We start from the raw sequence: 22418 nt of genomic DNA, 5'->3' as shown, positions 1-22418 counted from the left end.
CGGCCCGCAGAGGGCCGGGCCGGCGCCTCCGACCGCACCCGCACAGTTCAAGGCCGACACATGACCAACACCACGACGAAGCGGACCTCCCGGTCCGCCGTGCGTCTCGGGCTCCGGGAGAATCGCGTCCAGTTCACGCTCCTCGTCGTCGTCAACATGGCCGTCGGCGGCCTGGTGGGCCTGGAACGCACTACCGTGCCGCTCCTCGGCACCGGCGTCTTCGGCCTGACCAGCGACCTGGCGGTCTTCTCGTTCATCATCGCCTTCGGTCTCACGAAGGCCCTGACCAACCTCGCCGCCGGAGCCCTTACCGCCCGCTTCAGCCGCCGGCAGCTCCTCCTGGCCGGCTGGCTGATCGGCGTCCCCGTCCCCTTCATGCTCGCCTGGGCGCCGTCCTGGGCCTGGATCGTCGCCGCGAACGTCCTGCTCGGGCTCAACCAGGGACTGGCCTGGTCGATGACCGTCAACATGAAGATCGATCTCGTCGGTCCCGCCCGGCGCGGCCTGGCCACCGGCCTCAACGAGGCCGCCGGGTACACCGCCGTCGGAGCCACCGCCTTGTTCACCGGCTACCTCGCCACCTCTCACGGTCTACGCCCCGTCCCGGAACTGCTCGGCGTCGTCTTCGTCGCCGCCGGGCTCGCGCTGTCGCTCGTCGTGCGGGACACCGCCGGGCACGTGGCCCTCGAACTCGCCCAGCACCCCGAGCCCCTGCCGTCCGACGCGAAGACCGGCGTGGCGGCCACGTTCGCCCGCACCTCCTGGCGCGACCGCTCATTGCGCGGCGCCAGCCAGGCCGGACTCGTCAACAACCTCAACGACGGCCTGACCTGGGGCGTCTTCCCGCTCCTGTTCACCGAGCACGGTCTAGGGCTGGCCGCCGTCGGCCTGATCAAGGGCCTCTATCCCGTCCTGTGGGGCATCGGCCAGATCCCCAGCGGCCACCTTGCCGACCGCGTCGGCCGCAGACCCCTCATCGTCGCCGGCATGCTCGTCCAGGCCATCGGCTTCGTCCTCGTCCTCGCCCTGCTGGACGAGCCTCTGCTCGCCGGCGTCCTGTCCGCCGTCGCCCTCGGTCTCGGCACCGCCATGGTCTACCCCGCCCTCATCGCCTCCGTCTCCGACCATGCCCACCCCACCTGGCGCGTCAACGCCCTCGGTACCTACCGCTTCTGGCGTGACATCGGCTACGCCGCCGGCGCCCTCGTTGCAGGAGTCCTCGCCGACACCCTCGGCCTGAACGCCACCGTCATCGCCGCCGCCGCCCTCACCGCCGCCTCCGGCCTCCTCGCCGCCCGCTGGATCACCGACTGAGCTACCCGCCTTGCACGGCCGACTCGATGCGGCCCTGGACGGGCCCGGAGCCGGAGGCGAGCATCAGGCCGTTGCGGACTCCAGGTCGCGGCGGCGGATCTCACGGGACCTCGGACAGCGCCCGACGGTCCCGGTGGGGAACTTCATGACCCCGGCGGTCCGCCCGAACCCGGCAGCTGGTCGAGAACATTCGATTACCGCACACCAGGAAGGAGTGGAGGCCATCTTCGTAAGATCACGAGCTGGCGTCCTCGGCGGTGGCGGCCTGGACGCGGGCCTCGATGCCGGCCTGGGCGGCGTTCATATGGCCCTCGATGACGATGCGGACGGCCTCTTCGGGGTCGTCGGTCAGGTGGAGGAGGGTGGGGTCGTCCGGAGAGATAAGGCCCTCTGCCTGCAGAGTTCCGGTGATCCAGTCCATGAGGGGCCGCCAGAAGGAGACGCCCATCAGGACGATCGGGAACCTGGTGATCTTCCGGGTCTGCACCAGGGTGATCGCCTCGAAGAGTTCGTCCAGGGTGCCGAATCCGCCCGGCAGGACGACGAAGGCCTGCGAGTACTTGACGAACATCGTCTTGCGGACGAAGAAGTAGCGGAACTGCATGCCGAGGTCGACGTAGTCGTTCATGCCCTGCTCGAAGGGCAGCTCGATGCCGAGGCCGACCGACGGGCCGTGCTCGTCGGCGCCCTTGTTGGCGGCCTCCATGATGCCGGGGCCGCCGCCGGTGATGACGGCGTAGCCCGCGGCGGCCAGACGGCGGCCGACCTCCTCGGCCAGCGCGTAGTAGGGGCTGCCCGGCCTGAGCCGCGCCGACCCGAAGACGCTGACGGCCCGGCCGAGCTCGGCGAGCAGCCCGAAACCCTCGACGAACTCCGCCTGGATGCGCAGGACCCGCCACGGGTCCTTGTGCAGCCACTCGGCCGATCCGCGCTCGTCCAGCAGGCGCTGATCATGCGTGGTCGAAGGGCGGGAGCGGCCCCGCAGCGTCGCGGGGGCCCGGCGGTGAGCTGTTTCGTCCATGCGCCTCACCGTAACGCGGGGAGGCGTCCGCCCACGGGCGGCGACCCGGTCCCGAGGGGAAGGCGAGAAGGCTCCCGGCCGGACGCACTCACCGGTCCCCGGGCGAAGTAAGCTCAACCGACATGGATCTCTCGCAGGACGTCACCTCGCTGCTCAGGGCCCTCGTCGACACCCCGTCCGAGAGCGGGTCCGAGCGCGCGCTGACCGACGCCATCGAGGCGGGGCTGCGCGCCCATCCGCACCTTGAGGTCGTCCGCGACGGGGACACCCTCGTGGCCCGCACCCACCTCGGCCGGGCCGAGCGCGTCGTGCTCGCCGGCCACATCGACACCGTGCCGGTGAACGGCAACATGCCCTCCCGGCTCGACCCCGACGGCGACACCCTGTGGGGGCTGGGCAGCTGCGACATGAAGGGCGGCCTGGCCGTCCTGCTCCACCTCGCGGCGACCCTGGCCGAGCCCACGCGCGACATCACCTTCGTCGCCTACGAGTGCGAGGAGGTCAGCGCCGACCGCAACGGGCTGAAGCGCCTGGCCGAGACCCGGCCCGAGCTGCTCGCCGCGGACTTCGCGGTGCTCATGGAGCCGACCGGCGGCGAGGTCGAGGGCGGCTGCCAGGGGGTCATCACCGTGGACGTGACGGCCCGGGGCGCCCGCGCGCACACGGCCCGCTCGTGGATGGGCGAGAACGCGATCCACAAGATGAAGCCCGCGCTCGACCTGCTGAACGCCTACGTGGCCGAGCGCCCGGTCGTCGACGGCATCACCTACCACGAGGGCCTGAACGCGGTCTTCGCCTCCGGCGGCGTGGCCCGCAACGTCGTCCCGGACTCCTGCATGCTCTCGGTGAACCACCGCTACGCCCCCGACAAGGACTTCGCCCAGGCCGAGGCCTACCTGCGCGAGCTGTTCGACGGCTATGAGGTGGAGGTCGTCGACGCCAGCGAGGGGGCCCGGCCGGGCCTCCAGCACCCCGCCGCGCGCGCCTTCGTCCGCTCGGTGACCGATGTCGAGCTGGAGAAGGCCGTCGAGATCGGGAAGGTCCGGGCGAAGCTGGGCTGGACGGACGTCTCGCTCTTCTCCGGCCTCGGCGTGCCCGCCGTGAACTTCGGCCCCGGCGATCCGACCCTCGCCCACCACAAGGACGAGCGGGTGTCCCTCGCCTCGGTCGCCGTCTGCGAGCAGCGGCTTCGCACCTGGCTTTCCGGAGGCTGAGATGCGCTGGCGAGCCCTGGCGGGTCTTCTCGCGGTCGGCCTGGTGGCCGCGATCGGCTACGGCGGCTACCGGCTGTTCAGCGCCGCGCACAAGGTGTTGCTCAGCGACGGCTGCCGGATCACCTCGCCGAAGGGCGAGATCCAGCTCAGCCTGAGCCAGGCGGCCAACGCCGCGACCATCGCCGGTGTCGCGCACCGCAAGGACCTGCCCAAGCGGGCCGTGGTGATCGCCTACGCGACCGCCGAGCAGGAGTCGCACATCGAGAACCTCGCCTACGGCGACCGCGACTCCGTCGGCATCTTCCAGCAGCGGCCTTCCCAGGGCTGGGGCGACGCCGACCAGCTCCAGGACCCGGTCTACGCCTCGGGCAAGTTCTACGACGCCCTGGTGAAGGTGCGCGGCTACGCCGAAAAGGACCTGCACGAGGCGGCCCAGGAGGTGCAGCGCAGCTTCGACGGCTCCCTGTACGCCCAGCACGAGCGGATGGCCGAGATCCTCGCCGCGGGCTTCACGGGCGGCCCGGACGCCGAGGTCACCTGCTGGTACCGCCCCGGCGACGGCGTGCGGCCCGACCCGGCGAAGGCCTTCGCCGAACTCCGCCGCACCTTCGGCAAGGACCTGAAGGCCGAAGGCGACGCCGTCACCGTCCCCGACGCCGAGGCCGCCACCGGGAAGTCCCTCGCGGCCTGGGCCGTCGCCCACGCCGAGACCTACGGCCTCACCGAGGTCCGCCACGCGGGCCTCACCTGGACCGCCGCGACCGGGCACGACGGCTGGACCAAGGACGCGAAGTCCCCCAAGGACCGCGTCCTCATCCGCTGACCGCTACGAGGCGGTCAGGCGGCCGGCGTCGAGGGTGTGGACGGAGTCGGCCCGGCGGGCCAAGGCCAGGTCGTGGGTGACGAGGATGAGCGCGCGGCCGTCCTCGCGGGCCGTGCGGAACAGCAGGTCCATGACCTGGTCGGCGGTGACGGGGTCGAGGGCGCCGGTGGGCTCGTCGGCGAGGATCAGACGGGGGTCGCGGATCAACGCGCGGGCGATCGCGACGCGCTGCTGTTCCCCGCCGGACAGCTCCGACACCTTGGAGTGCAGGCGCTCGGCGAGGCCTACCCGGGCCAAGGCCTCCTCCGCCAGGCGCCTGCGCTGCCGCAGCGCCCGCCCGCCCTCATAGAGAAGCGGCACAGCCACCTGCTGGAGGGCCGTCCGCCCGGACAGCAGGTTCAGCTGCTGGAAGACGAACCCGATGGTCTTCCCGCGCAGGGAGGCCCGCTGCCTTTCCGGGAGCGCCGTCGTGTCGGTGCCGAACACCCCGATGCTGCCCTCGTCGGGCTGGTCCAGCAGGCCGAGGATGTTGAGCAGCGTCGACTTGCCCGCACCCGAGAGGCCCACGATCGACGCGATCGCACCGCTGTGCACCGTCAGGTCGATGTCGTCCAGCACGGTGACGGGTTCGGGCTTGCCGCGGATCTTGAAGCGCTTCGTGACGCCCGCGACCTCGACGGCGGGCGCGGTGTGGGCGGCCGTGGCGGCCTCGACGTCCGGCCGGGTCACGGCACCTGCTCGATGACGAGGGGCCCGCCCTCGATCTGGCCGCCTTCGGCCTTCGCGCCGTCGTCCGGCCCGGAGAAAGCGGCGTCCTCGGGCGCCCGGTCGAGGATCCGCTCGCCGACTTCGAGGCCGTCCCGGATCTCCACCTGCTTGCCGTCGTTGAGGCCGAGCTTCACCTTGCGCCGCTCCCGCTTCCCGTCCACCACCACGGTCACATAGCCGGTTCCGCTCTGTCCGAGCACCGCCGACAGCGGCACCACGGGCACGTCGGCGGCCTTGTCGGTGAGGATCGACATCTTGCCCGGCAGCCCGGCGAAGACCCGCTTGCCGAGCGGAATCCGGCACGTCACCTTGACCTCCGCACCTCCCTCCGCGCCGCCCGAGCCCGCGCCGTAGTCGAGCAGCCGGCAGGCGAACGGGGCGGGGCCGTGGTCGATCTGCAGCTTGATGGACTCGGGCTTGTTGTAGAGCTTGTAGACGTTCTTGCTCTCGACGGCCGCGACGGCGCGGAACAGGCCGCGGTCGATGGTGAAGGCGGGCTCGCCGGGGGAGACCGGCGTGCCGACGTGCGCGTTCACCGACTTGATCTCCCCGGCGGCGGACGCGGTCAGATACAGCGTCTGCGCCTTCGGCGGCTTCTTCTTGGGATCGGCCTGCGGAGGCCGGTACTTGAACGTCAGGAGCGTCTGCCCCTTCGTCACCTTGTCGCCGGACTTGACGTGGACCGCGGTCACCTCGCCGCCCTTCTCCGGCCGGACCCCGACGGCGGGGTCGGCCTGGACCGTCGCGTCCAGCACGAGCCGGGAGACGATCGTGCCCTCGCCCACCTTGATCACGCGCGGCTCGAAGTCGGGTTCCGGAAGCTTCTCCGCGACGGGCTCGGGCGCGGCGGCCCCGTTGCCGGCCAGGTACCCGGTGGCCCCGACGACCCCGGCGACGGTGAGCAGGATGGCCGCTTTGCCGGCCCGGTTCAGCCAGATTCCCATCAGGTTCTCCTTAAGCCCGGATCGCCCGGATGACGGATTTCTGCATCGCGCGCCACGCCGGGATGAGCCCGGTGAAGAGCCCGACGGTGACGGCGACGCCGAGCCCGAGCTGGGCGGCCTCCCAGGGGAAGGACGTGTCGAGTGACGCCACGCCGGGCATCTGCCGCTTCATCACGAACTCGGCGACCCGCCCGGTGACGAGGAATGCGGCGAGCACCCCGGCGAGCCCCGCCGCGGTGCAGGTGATCAGCGCTTCCAGGAGTACCGTGAAGAAGAGGTCGGGTCCGGTCGCGCCGAAACACCGGTGCACGCCGAATTCGCTGCGCCGCTGCCGCACCGCGAAAATGCCGAGGGCCACGACCGGGAGCGAGCCGAGAAGCAGCATCGCGACGGCCGCGCCGTACATGAGCAGCCGCAGGCTTCTGCCGATCTGGCCGAAGTCGCCGAACTGCGGTTCGACGTGGACGCCGGCGACGCCCTCCCAGGTCTTCGCGTCCTCCCGGATGCGTTTTCCGGTCTCCCGGGCCTTCTCCGGCGGCACTCGCATCAGGAATTGCGTGCCGTTGATCGGCATGCGCAGGCCGCTGGCGACGACGGCCGACAGGTAGACCTCCGGGATGGTGCCCATCGACATTCCCGAGGGGTCCGTCATCTCCTGCCCGATGTCGAGGACGCCGACTATGCGCGCCTGCGTCCAGAGCGATCCCGTGGCGAGTTCGACGGTGGATCCCAGCGCCGTCGGGCGCGGGATGCCCGCCGCCTTGAGGAAGCCCTGGCTGACCACGAGGCTCGGCTCCAGCCGCAGGTCGTCGCTCTCGGACAGCCAGCGGCCCCCGAGGAGCTTCGGCGTGCGGATCTCGGCGAGGGAGCTGTCGGTGCCGAACGTCATGAAGGCGGGCGGCCCGTTCCTCGGCCGGCCCGACACCACCTTGCCCGCCGGTGTGCGGATCTGGGCTTCGATGGAGACGCGCGGCGACATGACGACCCGGTACCTCCGCAGGGCGTCGCGCACCTGGGTGAACTGCTCGGGCGTGATGTCGCCGCCTCCCCGCGAGTTCTCCTTGAATTCGATGAACAGGCCCAGCGTTCCGGGCCGTCCGGACTGCTCCTCGAAGAATTGCCGGGCCATCTGCTGGGTGAGGAAGGAAATGGCCGCGGCAATGGTCACCGTGCCGACGAGGCAGGCCACGCAGAATGCGGAAAGGACGACCCGCACCTTGCCGACGCGTATTTCCGCGAGCGCGGAGAGTATGAGCCCCCAGATCGGCATCCGCAACCCCGGTGATCATCGACGGTCAAGGCGGCTCACCCTACCGAACATTTCGGACCGCCGATCATGGTGTGACGTTTCTGTGACTCCAGGCCGTTGCGCGGTAAATCGCTAACGCGAAAAGGGCCCTCGGGAAATGAGGGCCCTGGGGAAAAGCGTGAGGTCAGGAGCGGGTCAGCCGGGCGAAGGTGGCGCGGGCCCAGAGGTGGCCGGCGACGGCGAGGCCGAGGCACCAGGCGAGGGCGATGTAGGCGTCCGCGCCGATGGGAGTGCCGAAGAGCAGCCCGCGCAGCGTCTCGGTGATGGGCGTGAAGGGCTGGTACTCGGCGAACCAGCGCAGGCCGCCCGGCATGGACTCCGGCGTGACGACGGCGCTGCCGAGGAAGGGCAGGAAGGTCAGCGGGGTGGGGGCGTTGCTGGCCGCCTCGGGGGTCTTCGCGCGCAGGCCCAGCGCGGCCGACAGCCAGCTCAGCCCGAAGGCGGTGAGGAACAGCAGGCCGAGGGCGGCGAGCCATTCGACGGGCGAGGCGTCGGGCCGGAAGCCGATGCCGAACGCGATGCCGAAGATCAGCACGAGGATGAGCGCGACCTGGACCATGTTGCCCGCCACGTGCCCGGTCACCATCGAACCCGGGGAGACGGGCATGCTGCGGAAGCGCTGGACGATGCCCTCGGTCATGTCGGTGCACACCGCGACCGCGGTCGAGACCGTGCCGGACGTCACCGCCATGAGCAGGATGCCGGGGATGACGTAGTTCACGTAGGCGTCCCGGGAGCCGGACAGCCCGATGCCGGGGCCGATCGCCCCGCCGAAGACGTAGACGAACAGCAGCAGGAACAGCACGGGCATGATGACGATCGCGATCGTCATGGACGGATACCGACGCTGGTGGCGGAGGTCGCGGCGCAGCATCGTCAGGGAGTCGCGCAGGGCGTGGGCGGTGCTCATCGGGAGGTCTCCAGGGTCGCGTTTCCGGTGAGGGCGAAGAAGACGTCGTCCATATCGGGCGTGTGGACGGTCAGGGAGTCGGGCTCCAAGGAGACGGTGCCCAGGGCGTCGATGACGCCGCGGAGCATCGCGATGTCCCCGTCGCCGGGGACGCGCAGGGTGAGGCCTTCGGTGTCGGGGACGGCTTCGGCGAAGAGGAGTCCCGCGGAGGCGAGGGCCCGCTCGTCGGGGAAGCGCAGGAGGACGTGGCCGCCCGGGATGCGCCGCTTCAGCTCGGCAGGGGACCCCTCGGCGACGATCCGGCCGCCGTTCAGGACCGCGACCCGGTCGGCGAGGCGGTCGGCCTCCTCCAGATACTGGGTCGTCAGCAGGATGGTGACGCCGTCGGCCACCAGGTCGCGGACGATGTCCCACAGGGTGTGCCGGCTGCGCGGGTCGAGGCCTGTCGTGGGCTCGTCGAGGAAGATGACGCGCGGCCTTCCGACGAGCGTCATGGCGAGGTCGAGGCGGCGGCGCAGACCGCCGGAGAAGGTGGCGGCGGTGTCGCGCGCGCGCTCGGCCAGGTCGAACCTTTCGAGGAGTTCCGCGGCGCGGCGGCGGCCCTCCCGCCTGGGCAGGTGGAGCAGGTCGGCCATGAGCAGGAGGTTCTCTTCCGCGGTGAGCAGCCCGTCGAGCGCGGCGAACTGTCCGGTCAGCCCGATCGACCGGCGCACCGCCTCGGGGTCGCCCGCCAGGTCGTGGCCGGCGATGCGGGCGCTGCCCGCGTCGGGGCGCAGCAGGGTGGACAGGATCCGCACCGTCGTCGTCTTGCCCGAGCCGTTGGCGCCGAGCAGGGCCAGCACGCTGCCTTCGGCCGCGTGCAGATCGACTCCTTCCAGCACCGCCTTGCCGTCGAAGGCCTTGCGCAGTCCTTCTGCGCTGATCGCCGCCGAGTCCGTCATCACCGCTCCTCTTTTACAGTGTTCAAGTCCCTCTGCTCGAACACTGTAAAAGAAACTTGAACGGTGTGCAAGAGTTGGGTTGAACACTGTGCAATAAGCTGTCCGCATGCCCCGCGAGACCCTGACCCGAGAGCAGATCGTCCACGCCGCCGTCGCCCTCCTCGACGAGTCCGGGATCGACGGCCTCAGCATGCGCAAGCTGGGGCAGCGCCTCGGCTCGGCGGCCACCGCGATGTACTGGCACGTCGGCGGCAAGGAGAACCTCGTCTCCCTGGCCTGCGACACGGCCTGGAGCGAGGTCGGCGTCCACGACCCCGAGGAACTCGGCTGGCGCGAGGCGGCCCGGCGGCACGCCCGTGACGTCTACGCGATGCTGCGCCGCCACCCCTGGGTCGTCTCCGCGGTCGGCGCCTACTTCGTCTACGGCCACGGCGTCGCCCGCGTCCAGGACACCAGCTACGCCATCTACGAGGCGGCGGGGTTCACCGGCTGGGACCTCGACTGGGCCGTCAACGCCGCCGCCACCTTCGCCACGGGCTCCGCCCTGGACGACGCCTCCATGGACCCTGTCATCCGGCGGGGGGAGACCGAGGGGATGCGCGAGGCGCTCGCCGAGGCCGAGGCGGTGGCGGCCTCCTACCCGCGCCTGCGGGCGCGGCTGGAGCAGCAGGCGGGCGTCGACGAGGCGGTGCTCGCCCAGGAGAAGTTCGAGTTCGGCGTCGAGATCATCCTCGACGGCCTCGAAGCCCGCCTGCGCGCGCGCTGAACCGGGGCGGCTCCACGGTAGGTATCGGGTCTCCCCGCCTGTGCGCTGAACCAGGCGGTCTCATGGGGGGGAGTCGGTTCCCTGCCTGTGCGCTGAATCAGGTTTCCCCCGGCTCGGCGTGTGTTCGGGCGGCTTGCGCGGTCAAGGGGCGGGCTGAATACGGGCGGCCTTCGGGCAAGGTCGGCCGCCGAGTGCGTCCCGGTCCCTTTGGGGGCGAATACCAATGAAAAGGGCTATTGCGGCCAATCGTGCCAAAGGGGGATGTCATGAAGAAGCGGCAGGCGATCGGCGCGGGTGCCGCGCTCGTCCTCGGACTCGGCCTCACCGCGGTGGCGTCCCCGGCCTCGGCGTCTCCCGGCGCGCTCGTGGCGGATCCGTTCGGCCCGGCCTGCGCGCAGATCCCGGCCACCGGCGCGGGCAGCACCGCGCAGCTCGCCACCCAGCCCGTCGCGACGGCCGTGGCGTCCCTGCCCTTCCTGTCGACCCTGAACACCGCGATCCAGACCGCAGGGCTCGCCACCACCCTGAACAGCGCGCCCGCCCTCACCGTCTTCGCGCCGACCAACGACGCGTTCAACGCGATCCCGCAGGCCGAGCGCGACGCGCTCCTGACGAATCCGACAGAACTCGCCAAGACCCTGAACTACCACGTCGTCAACGGCCAGAAGACGACGACCGACCTCCAGAACGCCACCCTCGTCACCCTTGAGGGCAGCCCCGTCATCGTGCGGGGCAGCAACTACGACTACATGGTGAACGGCTCCAAGATCACCTGCGGCGGCATCCAGACCGCCAACGCCGTCGTCTACGTCATCGACTCGGTCCTGGTCCCCCCGGCCACCTGACCTTCGCCGACGCGGCCCGGCCGGGCGTCATAGGTGGGGTCGCGGGGCCGAGGCCCGCGCACAGGCGAGCCCGACTCCACCCGAACGCCCGGCCCGCATCTGAGGGACCGGGCGCTCAGCGCGGCGCTGCGCGGCCCCGTGCGAACGCGCGCAGGTCCGCCACGAGGGTCGGGATCACGGACTCCTCGCTGAGGGCGACACCGTGAGACCGCATCGCCTCTTCGAGCGCCGGGTCCCAGGCGGTCTCGTGCGCCGCGCCCTTGAGCGGGAGCCTGGAGACGGACCCTTCGGCTGACGCGAGCCCCTCGCGGTAATCCTTCGCGGACATCCGCCAGGGCTCCGCGCCGTGGCGGGCGATCGCGGAAGCCGTCATCTGGATGCCCGGCCAGTCGAAGTCCCCGTGGTAGCGCAGGGAACCGCCACAGGCGACGATCCGCTCGGCGAACACAAGGAACGCGACCGAGGGCCGTCCCTCGGCACAGACCAGAGGCGGGCACGCGGCTCCCAGTTCCCGGACGGCGCCGCTCAGGACCGACGGGTTCTCGCACACGTGGACGACGAGGGGATCCAGGTCGAGGGGATGCCGGTCCAGCGCGTCCAGCGTGACCCGCACCGCGGTCCCGTGCCGGGCGCCGCTCGTCAGCCACTCGCCGAGCACCTCGCCCCGCGCCGGCAGGCCGAGCACGAGCACGGTGCTGCTGTAGGCGTTCTCGGCGACGCCGAAACGCTCCCACAGGTCGCGCCGCTCCTCCGCGGTGCCGGGCGCGGCCGATCCGGCCCGGGACGCCAGGGCGGCCAGCACGAGGGTGCTGAGCGGTCGTTCCGCGTCGAGCGCGTGCGTGTCGCCGGTCGCCGCGTCGGCGAGCTCCGCGAGCGTCGTCGCGCGGCCGTCGAGCCGCTCCAGGACGCCGACGGCCAGGGCGAGGCGACCGGGGTAGCCGAGAAGCCGGGTGAGCGTCCCGTTCGACGCCGCGCGCAGCTCCCCGGTCCAGGCGCGGTACCAGGGCTCGGACATCAGCCCGCTGCACTCGGCAGTCCCGAGAAGGGCCTCGCGGGCGGCCGCCGTCGCCGCCCGCTCCGCGCGCTTGTCGCGCAGGGGCGTGCCGTGCAACTCGGCGAGGGCTTCGGCGAGCGGCAGCCCCGTCCGGGCCAGGACCGCCGCGTCCAGCTCCGCCAGCTGGACGCGGGCCGGGCGGCCGAGCCGGAACCTGGGCCCGAGCAGCCCTACGAGCTCCCTGTGCAGGTCCTCGGAGCCGACCTCGACGGTCAGCGAGGCACGGCCGGATTCCAGCCGGGTTCTGGCCGAGACGAGCAGGTCGGCGAGGGCGGGGCGGCGCAGGCTGGAGAGGGGGTCGTCGGACACGGGGGCCGTCCTTCGGGGAGGGTCAGGCGGGCTCCTCGGAGTCGAAGAGGCCGACGGCGGAGGGGGCCCGGCGGGTGGGGGAGAAGCCGAGCAGGGAGGCGGCCAGCTCCTCGTTGCCGGCGAAGCCCGCGCCGGAGTCGACGAGTTCGGCGCCGTCCCAGAGGATGAGCATCGCCGAGACGGTGTGAGCGAGTTTGTCGGAGTGCATGTCGTAATGGGCCGCCGCGGGGACCGTCTCGTACCGGATCCACAGGTCGTGGCCCGTCATGAAGGTGTCCAGGCCGTACTGGACGGTCAGGCCGAGAAGGTCCGGCTTGTACCTGTCGTCGATGCCGGCGAACGCCTCGTCGAGGGCGATCATCCGGGGGCAGTCCGGCTTCGCCGACTCGTACAGCGAGTTGGCCGCCGCGAACAGGGGCAGGTGGATGGCGGCCGACTTCTCTCCCCCGGACATCAGCGAGTGCTGCTTGCGCGTCAGCCTCACCTCGTCCTGGCCGGGCACCTTGAGCCGCAGCTCGAACGAGCGCCATGAGCGGTAGTCCAGAACCGCGCTGAGCGCCTCCTTGTACGTGGCGCGCGGGTGGGCGGCGCGGTGGTCGCGCAGCATCTGCCGCAGCGCGGCGCGCAGGCGGCCGAGCTGATCGCGGCCCAGATCCGAGAGCTCAAGGAGGGCCGACACCTCCCGCTGCGCGTCGGTGACCCGGGGGGAGGCCACCCAGCGGATGCCGACGGTGGTGCCGTTGGACATCGGCCGCGAGCGCGTGTCGGCGTCCATCCGCTCCACGAGCTCCCGGGCGGTGTACACGCGGTCGAAGATCTCCTGGGACAGCTCGGCGAGGAGTTCGTCCTCAAGGACCCGGCGCTCCTGGTCCTCCAGCAGGAACCGCTGCTCCTCGGCGCGCTCGCGGACCCGCGCGGCGAACTCGGCGACGGGGTGGCGGCCATCGGGATCGGCGACCCGCACGTAGACGAGCGCGTCGTCGGACTCGGTGTCGAGCCGGTAGTCCTCCTCCCGTTCGGCGAGGACGTCGCCGAACGACTTCAGCGCCGTGTTCAGGCGCCGCCGGGAGTCCCGCCGCGCCTCCTCGCCGGCCGGATGCCCCGTGGTGGCCTCGTCGAGCGCGCGCACGAACGCCGCGGCGTCTTCCGGGACCACCTCTGCGACGGCCTCCGCGGCGTCGGTCTCGGCGAGCGCGGCGACGACGGCCTCGGCGGCGTCCTCAGGGGAGGGCCACCGGGTCCGATGCGGCCAAGGCGCTCCGGAGGGGACGTCCAGCACGGCGCGCAGCTCGGGTTCGGCGAACGGCCCCACCCGCCGGGCGGTCTCCAGCAGCCCGCCCAGCGCCTCGGTGAGCTGCGCGGCCAGCTCCCCGCGCCGGGTCTCGGCGCGGATCAGCCTTTCCCGCGCCTCCCTGGCCCGCGTGTCGGCCGCGGACCATGCGGCCGACGCCTGAGCGAACTCGCCCTCGGCGACTTCAAGCCGCTCCAGGATCGCCTTCAGCGGCGCGCTGAGGTTGTCCTCCAAGGCGCTGAGCCGCTTCTCCAGCTCCTCTTGGCGGCCGGTGTTCTCCCGCAGCGAGGCGGCCTCCGCCTCGGTCCCCAGGGCCGCCTTGGCGATGAGCGCGGCCCGGCTCTGCACCTCGGCCTCACCCGCCGCGACGGACTGCCGCGCGGCGGCGCGCCGCTCGGCGCTGCGCAGGTGGTCGGCGATCGCCCCCTGGACGGTCTGGAGCTCCGCCCGCCCGGACGGCAGCCCGCGGTCGCCCGCGGCCAGTCGCAGCACGCGCCGCGCCTGGTCGGCGGCGGTGACCGCGGCGTCCGCCGCGATCGACGCCTCGGTGTGCGCCCGCCGCGCCGCGGCGAGCAGCGCCGACGCGGTGGCGACCTCGCCGAGGGCGGTGAGGACGGGCGCGAGCGAAGGCAGCGCGTCCTGGGCCTTGCGCAGGGTGGCCAGGGACTCTTCGACGTCCGTCAGCCGGTCGGCGAGCGTCACGTCCTCCGCGTCGGCCTCGGCGATCAGCGCGTCGTGCTCGGCGACGAGCCGGGCCCGCCGCGCCGCCCGGTGGACCGGCCCGATGAACTCGGGGACCGCCTTGCGGCACCTGCCTACGTGGACGCCGTAGGTGAACCCGCCGTCCAAGCCGATGGCCGGGGCGAGGGTCTGCGGGCCTGCCTCCGAAGCGAGAGACACCGAGCGCAGGACACCCGTCAGCACGGCCTCCGGTACGCGCTCCTGCTCTTCGGGCACGAGCACATCGGCAAGGGTGCGTCCCGGAGGGCGCTCCGGCTCAGGTAGGGGCCGAAGGTAGGCGTCGTTCTCGTCGGCGGCGAGCAGGGCCGGGATCTCGGCCGGGTCGGCAGGGATCCAGGCGGTGAGCAGCCCTGCCGCGTCCAAGGCGGCCTCCAGAGCGGCGCTCTCGCTCTCGGGAAGGTCGTCGGCGAACCGGACGAGCTCCCACAGGGGCCCTCCCGGGCGCTCCGCAGGACGCGCGGACCGCGCCGGATGCGCGGCGGGGGCGTCCTGGGTCTGCGCGGCGATCCTCGCCCGCTCCTCGACGAGCCGGGCCCGCTTCTCGGCCGCGGCGCGCCGGGCGGCGCGAAGGTCGGCACGCTCGTCGGCCAGGCCGCTCCGGTGGTCTTCGGTGCGGTCGGCGAAGACCGTCGCGAGGGCGGGGGCGCCGGGGCCGGAGACCTCCGCGAGCGCCCGCAGCAGGGCCGCGGCGTCCTCCTCGCCGACCGAGTCCCAGCGCCGCGCCCACGCCTCCAAATCGGCGCGGACCCCCTCCCGCGCGGTCTCGACGGCCTCCGCGGCCGCCGTGCACGAGTCGTCGGCCTCCTCCAGGCGCTCTCGCGCCTTCTCGGCGGAGGCCCCGGCCCGGTCCCGCTCGCCGTCCGCCTTCGCGACGGCGTCGAGCAAGGCGAGGACCTGCCTTACATCCTCTTCCCGGGCCGCTACCCGGGCCTTCACCTCGGGCAGCTCGGCGTCGTCGTGCTCGATCCCGGCCGCCCGCGCGGCCCGCTCGGCGTCCGAAGCCGCGTCCGCGACCGCCTTCCGGCGCTCTTCGAGCCGCTCGGCGTAGTCCGCGGCCTCCCCGCGCAGCGCGGCGAGCTGCTCCTCCATCGCGGCGAAGGTCTTGCGCTGCCGGGCGAGGCCGTCCTTCCCGGTGCGGACGCGCGACCTGAGCTCGTCGAGGTTCTCCTGGCTCCGGTAGGCCTCGTCCGAGCGCAGCGTCTTGAGTTCGCCCTCCAGCGCGTTCCTACGGCTCTCCGCGGAGTCCCGCTCCTCCAGCGCGGCGGCTTCGGCCTCCTTCGCCTCGGACTCTTGCCGAGCCGCCTTGCGCAGCGCCCCCGCGCGCTCGACGGCCCTGCGCGTCCGGTCGGCGACGAGATCGGCCTGATGCCTGCCGCCCGCCTTCAGGTAGCCGGTGTAGACGGCCAGGAAGCGCTCGGCGGCACCGTCGGCGGCGGCGAGGTCTTCGCTGAGGCGCTGCACGGCCGCGAGGTTGTCGAAGTCGCGCGAGGCCCGCTCGACCAGGCCGTCGGAGACGGGGCTCAGCCCGGCCGTCAGGGTCGCCGAGACCTTCTCCGGGTCGAGGTCCTTGGCCAGCAGCGGGCGGCGCAGCGCGAGCAGCAGGTCGATGAGCTGGGTGTAGCGCTGGCGGCCGAGGCCGAACAGCTCGGCGTCGATCGCGTCGCGGTACTCCGTCGCCGTCGCGTAGGAGCATTCCGGTCCGAGCACGCCGCGCAGGTGCTTCTCGGTGAGCGGGCGCGCGTCGTCGGTGAGCAGCCCGAAGTCGACGCCGATCCGCTGGCGCGTGACGAAGAACGAGGTGTTCACCTTCGGCCGGTCCTTGTGCGCCCGCAACGCGACGATCAGGGTGACCGTCTCGTCCTCCTGCGCGAACTCCATCCAGACGAAGCCGTATTCGGATTCCTGTCCCCGGTACAGCAGGTTCGACTTCATCGTCCGGTTCTCGCCGCTGAACGGGTCGAGCCTGCGCGCGTCGGTGACGCCGTCGAGGACGAACGGGAACAGCACCTCGAGGGCCTTGGTCTTGCCCGAGCCGTTGTGCCCGCGCAGCACGAGGCGTCCGTCGGCGAAGACGAACTCCTCGTCCACGTAGTCCCAGATGTTGACGAGTCCGGCGCGGGACGGACGGAATCGGCTGGTCACGGCTGCTCCTGAGCGGCGGCCCCGCCGAACAGGCCGATCTGGCCGTCCGGAGTGGGCAGGGCCTGGGTGATGTTGCGGTAGCGGACCGCCGCGGGCAGCACGAGGACGCCTCCCGGGACGGGCCGCACGAGGCGGAGGTCGGAAAGGAAGGACAGGGCCGCGTCGAGAAGCCCCAGAGGGTCGGCCCGCCAGGCGGCGGTGAAGGAGTCGGCGCCGAACTCGGCGTAGAGCTCCTGCACCATCTGCTCCAGACGGTGCCGCTCGACCAGCGGCAGCGTCTCGGCGGACACCTCCGAGGAGGAGAAGCCGGGGAGATCCCACGCCATGCCGCGGGCGAGGGTGTCTTCGGGGACCGCCTGGTCGAGCCGGGCACGCAGCGCGGCCTGCTCCTCGGCGTCGGACGGGCCGACCGCCCGCCTGAGCATGCCGCCGTCGAGGGCGTCGGCGACCTTGCCGAGCAGCAGGCCCGCCGTGCGGGCGAGCGCGCCCCGGCCCGGGAACGGCCGGTCGGTGAACGAGCCGGACGGGTCGATCAGCGCGACGCCCTCGGCCCGCCGCTCCACGACGGTGCCGGTGAGCCGCGCGAGGTTCTCGGCCAGGCCGTCGCGGCGCAGGACCGCGGCGGCCTCGGGGTCGAGGTCGGCGTAATAGACGACGGGACGTTCCAGCACCATCCGGCGCACTCGGGCGGCGGCGGGGCCGTGCGGGTCCTCAAGGAGGCCGGCCGCGCCCGTCAGATGCTGGAGGGGCCGTGTGGGGCGCAGCAGGGAGGCGCAGATGTCGTGGTCGACGTCGAACAGGGCGTCGCCCTCGGCGGAGCGCGCCCACGCCTCGACGGACCCGTCGGAGACGGCGAGGGCGTCGCGGTCGAGGAGCCAGCCGACGACGTCGACGACGGCGGCCTTGTGCGCGCTCTGCAGGGGGTCGTAGCCGAGTCCGGCGATGGCCTGGGCGGCGGGGGTGAACGCGCGGACGATGTCGGTGAGGCTCACCTCGACCCTCGACCGCTGAAAGGTGGCCAGCACAAGGCACAGGTAAGCCAGACGACGGCGGTCGAACGCCCGCCCCGCCCGGCTGACGAACACCCGTCCCCGGCTCGGGTCGAGCCCGTCGAGCCGCCGGATCAGCCGCACCTGCCGGGTCGTCGCGACCAGCGTGTACCCGCACAGGTCCCGCAGATCCCTGGCGAGCAGATCGGCCCACGGAAGCACCCTGTCCAGGATTCCCGGCCGAGGATGCCGAGCCGTGATGAGCCCATGGGACAGCACCAGCCTCACCGCCGCCTGGTACGCCCCCAGATCGGCATCCGCCACGTCGGCGGCGGCACGTGGTTCAGCCACGAGCACGCTCCAGAATTCCGCCCAGCGAGGCGCTCCCTCGCAGGCGGGCGACGCTGCGGAGGGCGTCGGGGGTGGGGCGCGGTTCAGCCACGGGTGCGCTCCAGGGTTTCGATCTCCAGGGTGAAGCCGGGGAGGTGGAGGGTGCCGCCGGGGATGCGGACGGTGTCGCCCGTCGCGGCGGGGCGCAGGCGCAGGACGACGATGTCGTCGGCGCCGGTGCCTGCGGACAGGCGGCCGGAGATCACGGTGCGGGCCTCCAGGGCCTTGGTGAGCAGGCGCAGCAGGACGCGGGTCTCGTCCTCGCCCAGCTCGCGGCCCACGGGGGTGCGGTCGGCGAGGGCGCGGGCGGCGGCGCGCTCGGCGGCGAACTCCGCGACCTGGCGGCGGCGCAGCTCGGCGCGGGCGCCCGTGTCGGCGCGGACGGGCTGGGGCGCGCCAGGTCCCGCGGGACGGCCCGTCCGGAAGGGCGTCAGGGCGATCTCGACGCCGGGGGAGTCCCACCAGGGCGTGCCCTCGTCGATGCGCTCCTCGTCGTCATAGGCGCCGCCGAGGTGGCGGGCGGAGGACAGGTTGAACGCGGCGGTGGCGAGGGCGTGCGCGGCGTCCTCGTCGGGCGAGCGGACCAGCCAGGACGCGAGGTGCCGCAGCTCCGAGGCCCGGTTCACCCCGTGGCCGCCCGCCTCGCTGAGCTGGCGCAGCAGCGCGATCACCGCGGACACCGCGGTGCGCGTCGCCGCGTGCAGCTCCGTGACGCCCGAACGCCCGTCAGGCCCCGCGACGAACCAGCTCCGCAGCCCCCTCCAGCGCTGCTCCCAGTCGGCCATCCGCGCCCCCGCCTCCAGCAGCGGCCTCTCATCGGCCTCGGCCGCGCGCGTCAGCATCGTGTACACGCCCGCTTCCTCGACCTCCCGGACGGCCTGATCCAGCCGAGGCAGATACCGGTCGAGGTCGTCCATGAAGTCCCGCATGTGCGCGAGCAGCGCGTTCTTGTACCGCAGGAACAGCTCCGGCGAGGCGTCGGTCATGCTGACGATCTCGCCGAGCGTCACATGGAACCGCGCCGAGCGCCGCCCCATGTCCTTCACGGCCTCATCGAGGCGGCTGAGCCGCCGCAGCACCTGCCGCCCGTCGCCCGACCGGTTCGCCCGAGCCAGCGCCCGCAGATCCTCCAGCACATCGGAGAACGCCAGTCGAGACAGGTTCACATCATGAACCTGCGCCCCCAGCAGCTCCTCAACGAGCGTGTACGCCCGATACCCCAGCTCCGAGAACTGGTACACCGACTGCCGGTTCCGATACCCCGCCAGCGACCCCGCCCGCGACACGTCGTCATGCCGATGCAGCAGCCCATCAACCGCGAGCGAGTCCAGCCGCTCCCGCAGCATCACCCCCTCAAGCCGAGGAACCTCCTCATAAGAGTCGGCAAGCTCCCGCAGCACCGAGGCGACCTCGTCCACCCCCACCTGCACCCGATGTCGAGACCGAAGCCGATCGATCCCCCTCAACACCCACAGATAACCTCCCGCCTCGTCCCTACGAGCGAACGCCAGCAGCCGCAACCGATCCCCGACCGCTAGGGAGTCCAACCCCCACCCCCGCGGCCCACCCGTACCCTCGTTCATCACCCCCAGTATCGCCCTCCCCACCGACACCCCCGCCCCTTTTTCCACAGGTCACACCTCGTGCGTGTGCCGGACGGGCAGGCGGGCCCGGACGGCTTGCCGGTGGATCTTGGATTTGGCAGGCTTCAACCGGTAAGGGCGGAAACTCCATGTGGGCCTGCGAGGGTGCGCGAGGCGGTCCGCGTGGATCTCGGCAGGGCTCGCCGGCCGATCGTCATGAACTCGGGAAGACGACGCATCCCTCCTCGGTACCCTGGCAGGTCCCGGCCGTGCGCGCGCCGGAGTCATGGATCCGCCGGGCCTGGCGGCTGAGGCCGCCGGGGGCCGCGAGCGGCACGGTGACCATCGCGGTCCTCGCGTACGCGGACGCGACGATGTGGGACCTGGGGGCGGTGCTCCTCGGCGCCGCGCTCTCCGTCGTCGCTTTCGTGTGCTGGGTCGGCGGTCTAGCCTCCTCCAAGCCGCGCATTCTCCCGGACGACCGGTTCATCGCCGCGGCCCTCGTCCCCCTGCTCGCCTTCTACGTCCTGGGCGTCGCGCTCCTCACCGACTGGCCGACTCACGCCGCCACCTTCGTCTCCCGCCCCTTCCTCGACCGCGTGGCGGATACGGCCCCGTCCGACGGCCCGGCTCCGGCCGGCCTCTTCTACGTCCGCTCCACCGGGTCCGAGGACGGTTTCGTATGGCTCGACACCGGAACCATCGACCTCGACCTGTGCGACCTCGTCCGACTCCCTCTGGGCACCGACCCCGAAGACGTCGAGCTGACTTCCCCGCCCACCGACTACACCCACCTCACCGGCCCCTGGTACTCCGCCTGCACATTCTGACCTCCGTCGGCAGCTTGCCGTAGGCCCGCCGCGACGGCCGGTGAACCCGCCCCCGGGATTCTTCGAGTCCCTGACCGCCGCCGCGGTGGCCCGCACGACAGTGCACGACCCCGTGCTCCTGCTGTGCGACGAGCCGACGGGCGATCTCGCCTCGGAGAACTCCGCGAGGGTCATGGACCTGCTGCGCTCTTCGGTCGACGGAGACCTCGCGGAGGTCCCGGGATCCGGAGGCCGCGGCCATCGCCGACCGGGCACGTCGGGTGGCTCGAGGTCAGCGCATCAGCCGCCGTTCGCCGGAATCAGGTCTGCCAGGAAAGTCCGGGTTTCGGGGTCGGTGGAGTAGATTCTGGTTCCTTTCATGCCGCGAGTGAGCAGAATTCGATAGATGTTCAGGGCGAGCGGAAGGTAGCGGTCGCGATCGAGGTGCATGAGGTCCTTGTCATGGCTCTTCCCTGGGCGGGCCTCCCAACGGTCTCCCCTACGGACCAGATCACCGCCCATGATGACGCCGCCGTAGTCGTATTCGAGGCCCTGCGCGGTGTAGACGCAGCCGATCTGTCGATGCCCGTTCCGGCCGGTCGCCCAGAACTGGGAAACGGGTGCTTCCGCGGTCGCTCGACGCGCGTTCCATGGCGCCGACCAGCCGTGACGGACGCCGGCGTCGTCGTCCCACTCGATGGCCACGTCCTCGGGGAGGGGGTCGCGGGCTTCGCCCCAGGGCCAGCAGAACCCGGCCGCGATACGGGAGGGACTTCCCCTGTCCACATGGGAGTCGATCCAACTCTGCAGCTGCCGGGGGTCGCGGGAGGCGCCGAGGTCGTAGTCCGCGCCGGTCCAGGGGCTCGGCGTCTCGTAGAGAAGGTTGTTGATCCATCCGCCGTAGGCGCGGGAGCCACCGCAGCGGAAACAGCCCGACAAGGAGATCATCTCGAACCCTGCTCTTTGATGTCGGGCATGGTCTCCGATCTCCTCGACCGTGACTCCTTCCTTCGGCCGGATCACCTGACGTTCGTCGAGAAACACCACGACCGCCTGCGAGCGCCCGATGATGTGATTCAGGGGCCCGGAACCCGGCGGCCTCCAGATAAGGCGTTGGCCTTCGTCCAGCAGCACCACGCGCCGAGATGCTCCGCCGGCGCTCAAGGCCGTGTCGGTACCGCGGAACAGGTCCCTTGCGCCTTCGACGCCTGCGGCGGCCTGCTGCATCTGTTTCCGCAGCGTGCCGGAAGCACTCAGGTACAGCGGACTCACATCTGCGTGTCCTGCCAGATGGGCCAGGACACGAGTGGCGATCATCGTCTTGCCGCTTCCCGGGCCCCCTTCAACGGCGATGACGGCCTTCCTGCCGGAGCTCAGTGCTCGGTCGATGGCCGCATTGATCTTAAGAAGGGCCTCCTGCTGATCGCCGATTAGGATGAACGCACTGTTCTTCTCAAGGACGGAGCTGAGGCTGTCGAGCATTTTCCGCCCGGGCCTCCAAACGATGTCGGTCATCGCCGAGACCTGTCGTTCGTGCGGCGGGCGATGCCCGGAAAGGCCCAGTCGTTTTCTGAGTGCTTCCTCAGGTACGTCGGCCTGCAGGGCGGCTTTGCCCAGAACGGGGATCTCGGTCTGTCCTCCGCTGAGGCTCGCGGTCTCCTCGGCTTCGGCATTGTGGAGGAGCACGACTCCCCGGCACCTGAGATCGGCTGAAGGCGACCAGTTCTCGATGAACGCTAGGTAAGCCCTGACCTGGTTCACCGGGTGGACCGCCTCGACCCCGTCCGAGCGGAGGACCCGGAGATCCGACAGCACCGTGGTGTCGGTCCACTGCTTCAGTTCGACGATGGTCAAGACCGATCGCCCGTCCGGGGCGGACGACAGCAATAGTGCGTCGAATCGGCTGGAGCCACCGGGCGTTCCGTATTCGAGGTAGATCGTCCAGTCGGCGAGCCCCGCCCGCTCGCACAATTCGACGAGTGCCGGCCAGCTGTTCCGCCAACTCTGCGCCTCAGAGGGGCCCACGTCGCCGTATCCCGCAGCCGCATAGCGGCGTGCGCACCGGGCGACGAACTCGTCGGGGGCATCGGCCAGATGCCGCTTCAGTTCGACGACCCGCCCAGTCCACACGAAAGAATTCACGCCGTTTCGGTTACCCCGCTCCGGCCGATCGATCATGGACACCGCCCGACCACCTCCGGGCGACAATCTATGAGGGCTCACCGACAGAATGGCTTCGCCGAATTCGGCGACCA

General features: G+C 71.7%; 17 protein-coding genes. 6 read left to right on the top strand and 11 right to left on the bottom strand.

What is annotated here, in order from left to right; translation table 11 throughout:
* Positions 1-60 precede the first annotated feature (60 nt).
* Positions 61-1314, top strand: coding sequence for an MFS transporter (locus ACYVOM_RS03210; RefSeq protein ID WP_460301670.1), 1254 nt, complete (start codon positions 61-63; stop codon positions 1312-1314).
* 235 nt (positions 1315-1549) lie between these two features.
* Here ACYVOM_RS03210 and ACYVOM_RS03205 read toward each other — a convergent pair whose 3' ends face one another.
* Positions 1550-2335, bottom strand: a complete 786-nt coding sequence (locus ACYVOM_RS03205) for an LOG family protein (protein WP_460301669.1) — start codon at positions 2333-2335, stop codon at positions 1550-1552.
* Between the two features lie 122 nt (positions 2336-2457).
* Between ACYVOM_RS03205 and dapE the strand changes: the two genes are divergently transcribed.
* Positions 2458-3549: a succinyl-diaminopimelate desuccinylase gene (gene dapE, locus ACYVOM_RS03200; protein ID WP_460301668.1), complete on the top strand. Its 1092-nt coding sequence runs from the start codon at positions 2458-2460 to the stop codon at positions 3547-3549.
* 1 nt (position 3550) lies between these two features.
* Positions 3551-4372: a hypothetical protein gene (locus tag ACYVOM_RS03195; protein WP_460301667.1), complete on the top strand. Its 822-nt coding sequence runs from the start codon at positions 3551-3553 to the stop codon at positions 4370-4372.
* 3 nt (positions 4373-4375) lie between these two features.
* Here ACYVOM_RS03195 and ACYVOM_RS03190 read toward each other — a convergent pair whose 3' ends face one another.
* The 5 genes from ACYVOM_RS03190 to ACYVOM_RS03170 form a co-directional block, all read right to left on the bottom strand.
* On the bottom strand, positions 4376-5101 hold the full coding sequence (locus ACYVOM_RS03190) for an ABC transporter ATP-binding protein (protein ID WP_460301666.1): 726 nt from the start codon (positions 5099-5101) through the stop codon (positions 4376-4378).
* Positions 5098-6084, bottom strand: coding sequence for an efflux RND transporter periplasmic adaptor subunit (locus ACYVOM_RS03185; protein WP_460301665.1), 987 nt, complete (start codon positions 6082-6084; stop codon positions 5098-5100). Before ACYVOM_RS03185 ends, ACYVOM_RS03190 begins: the two co-directional genes overlap by 4 nt.
* A 10-nt stretch (positions 6085-6094) precedes the next feature.
* Complete coding sequence (locus tag ACYVOM_RS03180) at positions 6095-7354, bottom strand: ABC transporter permease (RefSeq protein ID WP_460302341.1); 1260 nt, start codon at positions 7352-7354, stop codon at positions 6095-6097.
* A 163-nt stretch (positions 7355-7517) separates the two neighbouring features.
* A complete protein-coding gene (locus tag ACYVOM_RS03175; RefSeq protein ID WP_460301664.1) occupies positions 7518-8303 on the bottom strand; it encodes an ABC transporter permease in 786 nt (261 codons plus the stop codon).
* Positions 8300-9244, bottom strand: a complete 945-nt coding sequence (locus ACYVOM_RS03170; RefSeq protein ID WP_460301663.1) for an ATP-binding cassette domain-containing protein — start codon at positions 9242-9244, stop codon at positions 8300-8302. Before ACYVOM_RS03170 ends, ACYVOM_RS03175 begins: the two co-directional genes overlap by 4 nt.
* A 106-nt stretch (positions 9245-9350) precedes the next feature.
* On the opposite strand from ACYVOM_RS03170, the gene ACYVOM_RS03165 reads away from it, so the two are divergent.
* Both ACYVOM_RS03165 and ACYVOM_RS03160 read left to right on the top strand, forming a co-directional pair.
* Positions 9351-10010 carry a TetR/AcrR family transcriptional regulator C-terminal domain-containing protein gene (locus ACYVOM_RS03165; RefSeq protein WP_460301662.1) on the top strand — a complete coding sequence of 220 codons (660 nt, stop codon included), beginning with the start codon at positions 9351-9353 and terminating at the stop codon, positions 10008-10010.
* A gap of 266 nt (positions 10011-10276) precedes the next feature.
* The gene (locus ACYVOM_RS03160; protein ID WP_460301661.1) at positions 10277-10855 is read left to right on the top strand and encodes a fasciclin domain-containing protein; all 579 of its coding nucleotides are present in this window, start codon (positions 10277-10279) and stop codon (positions 10853-10855) included.
* Between the two features lie 115 nt (positions 10856-10970).
* Here the strand turns inward: ACYVOM_RS03160 and ACYVOM_RS03155 are convergent, their stop codons facing one another.
* From ACYVOM_RS03155 to ACYVOM_RS03140, 4 genes are all read right to left on the bottom strand, one after another.
* Positions 10971-12218: a TIGR02679 family protein gene (locus ACYVOM_RS03155; protein ID WP_460301660.1), complete on the bottom strand. Its 1248-nt coding sequence runs from the start codon at positions 12216-12218 to the stop codon at positions 10971-10973.
* A gap of 22 nt (positions 12219-12240) precedes the next feature.
* Complete coding sequence (locus ACYVOM_RS03150) at positions 12241-16392, bottom strand: TIGR02680 family protein (protein ID WP_460301659.1); 4152 nt, start codon at positions 16390-16392, stop codon at positions 12241-12243.
* Entirely contained in the window at positions 16389-17732 is a 1344-nt protein-coding gene (locus ACYVOM_RS03145) for a DUF2398 family protein (protein WP_460301658.1), read from the bottom strand. The genes ACYVOM_RS03150 and ACYVOM_RS03145 overlap by 4 nt, the downstream gene beginning before the upstream one ends.
* Positions 17733-17815: 83 nt before the next feature.
* Positions 17816-19354 carry a TIGR02677 family protein gene (locus ACYVOM_RS03140; protein ID WP_460301657.1) on the bottom strand — a complete coding sequence of 513 codons (1539 nt, stop codon included), beginning with the start codon at positions 19352-19354 and terminating at the stop codon, positions 17816-17818.
* 269 nt (positions 19355-19623) lie between these two features.
* On the opposite strand from ACYVOM_RS03140, the gene ACYVOM_RS03135 reads away from it, so the two are divergent.
* Complete coding sequence (locus tag ACYVOM_RS03135) at positions 19624-20184, top strand: hypothetical protein (RefSeq protein WP_460301656.1); 561 nt, start codon at positions 19624-19626, stop codon at positions 20182-20184.
* Between the two features lie 279 nt (positions 20185-20463).
* Here the strand turns inward: ACYVOM_RS03135 and ACYVOM_RS03130 are convergent, their stop codons facing one another.
* On the bottom strand, positions 20464-22341 hold the full coding sequence (locus tag ACYVOM_RS03130; RefSeq protein ID WP_460302340.1) for a DNA/RNA helicase domain-containing protein: 1878 nt from the start codon (positions 22339-22341) through the stop codon (positions 20464-20466).
* Positions 22342-22418 lie beyond the last annotated feature (77 nt).

The sequence above is a fragment of the Actinocorallia aurea genome, assembly GCF_054783995.1.
This window is presented reverse-complemented; position numbering and strand designations above follow the sequence as displayed.

Coding starts and splice junctions, on each gene's coding strand:
- ACYVOM_RS03210 (WP_460301670.1), top strand. CDS start 61: ATGACCAACACCACGACGAAGCGGACCTCCCGGTCCGCCGTGCGTCTC.
- ACYVOM_RS03205 (WP_460301669.1), bottom strand. CDS start 2,335: ATGGACGAAACAGCTCACCGCCGGGCCCCCGCGACGCTGCGGGGCCGC.
- dapE (WP_460301668.1), top strand. CDS start 2,458: ATGGATCTCTCGCAGGACGTCACCTCGCTGCTCAGGGCCCTCGTCGAC.
- ACYVOM_RS03195 (WP_460301667.1), top strand. CDS start 3,551: ATGCGCTGGCGAGCCCTGGCGGGTCTTCTCGCGGTCGGCCTGGTGGCC.
- ACYVOM_RS03185 (WP_460301665.1), bottom strand. CDS start 6,084: ATGGGAATCTGGCTGAACCGGGCCGGCAAAGCGGCCATCCTGCTCACC.
- ACYVOM_RS03180 (WP_460302341.1), bottom strand. CDS start 7,354: ATGCCGATCTGGGGGCTCATACTCTCCGCGCTCGCGGAAATACGCGTC.
- ACYVOM_RS03175 (WP_460301664.1), bottom strand. CDS start 8,303: ATGAGCACCGCCCACGCCCTGCGCGACTCCCTGACGATGCTGCGCCGC.
- ACYVOM_RS03170 (WP_460301663.1), bottom strand. CDS start 9,244: ATGACGGACTCGGCGGCGATCAGCGCAGAAGGACTGCGCAAGGCCTTC.
- ACYVOM_RS03165 (WP_460301662.1), top strand. CDS start 9,351: ATGCCCCGCGAGACCCTGACCCGAGAGCAGATCGTCCACGCCGCCGTC.
- ACYVOM_RS03160 (WP_460301661.1), top strand. CDS start 10,277: ATGAAGAAGCGGCAGGCGATCGGCGCGGGTGCCGCGCTCGTCCTCGGA.
- ACYVOM_RS03140 (WP_460301657.1), bottom strand. CDS start 19,354: ATGAACGAGGGTACGGGTGGGCCGCGGGGGTGGGGGTTGGACTCCCTA.
- ACYVOM_RS03130 (WP_460302340.1), bottom strand. CDS start 22,341: ATGATCGATCGGCCGGAGCGGGGTAACCGAAACGGCGTGAATTCTTTC.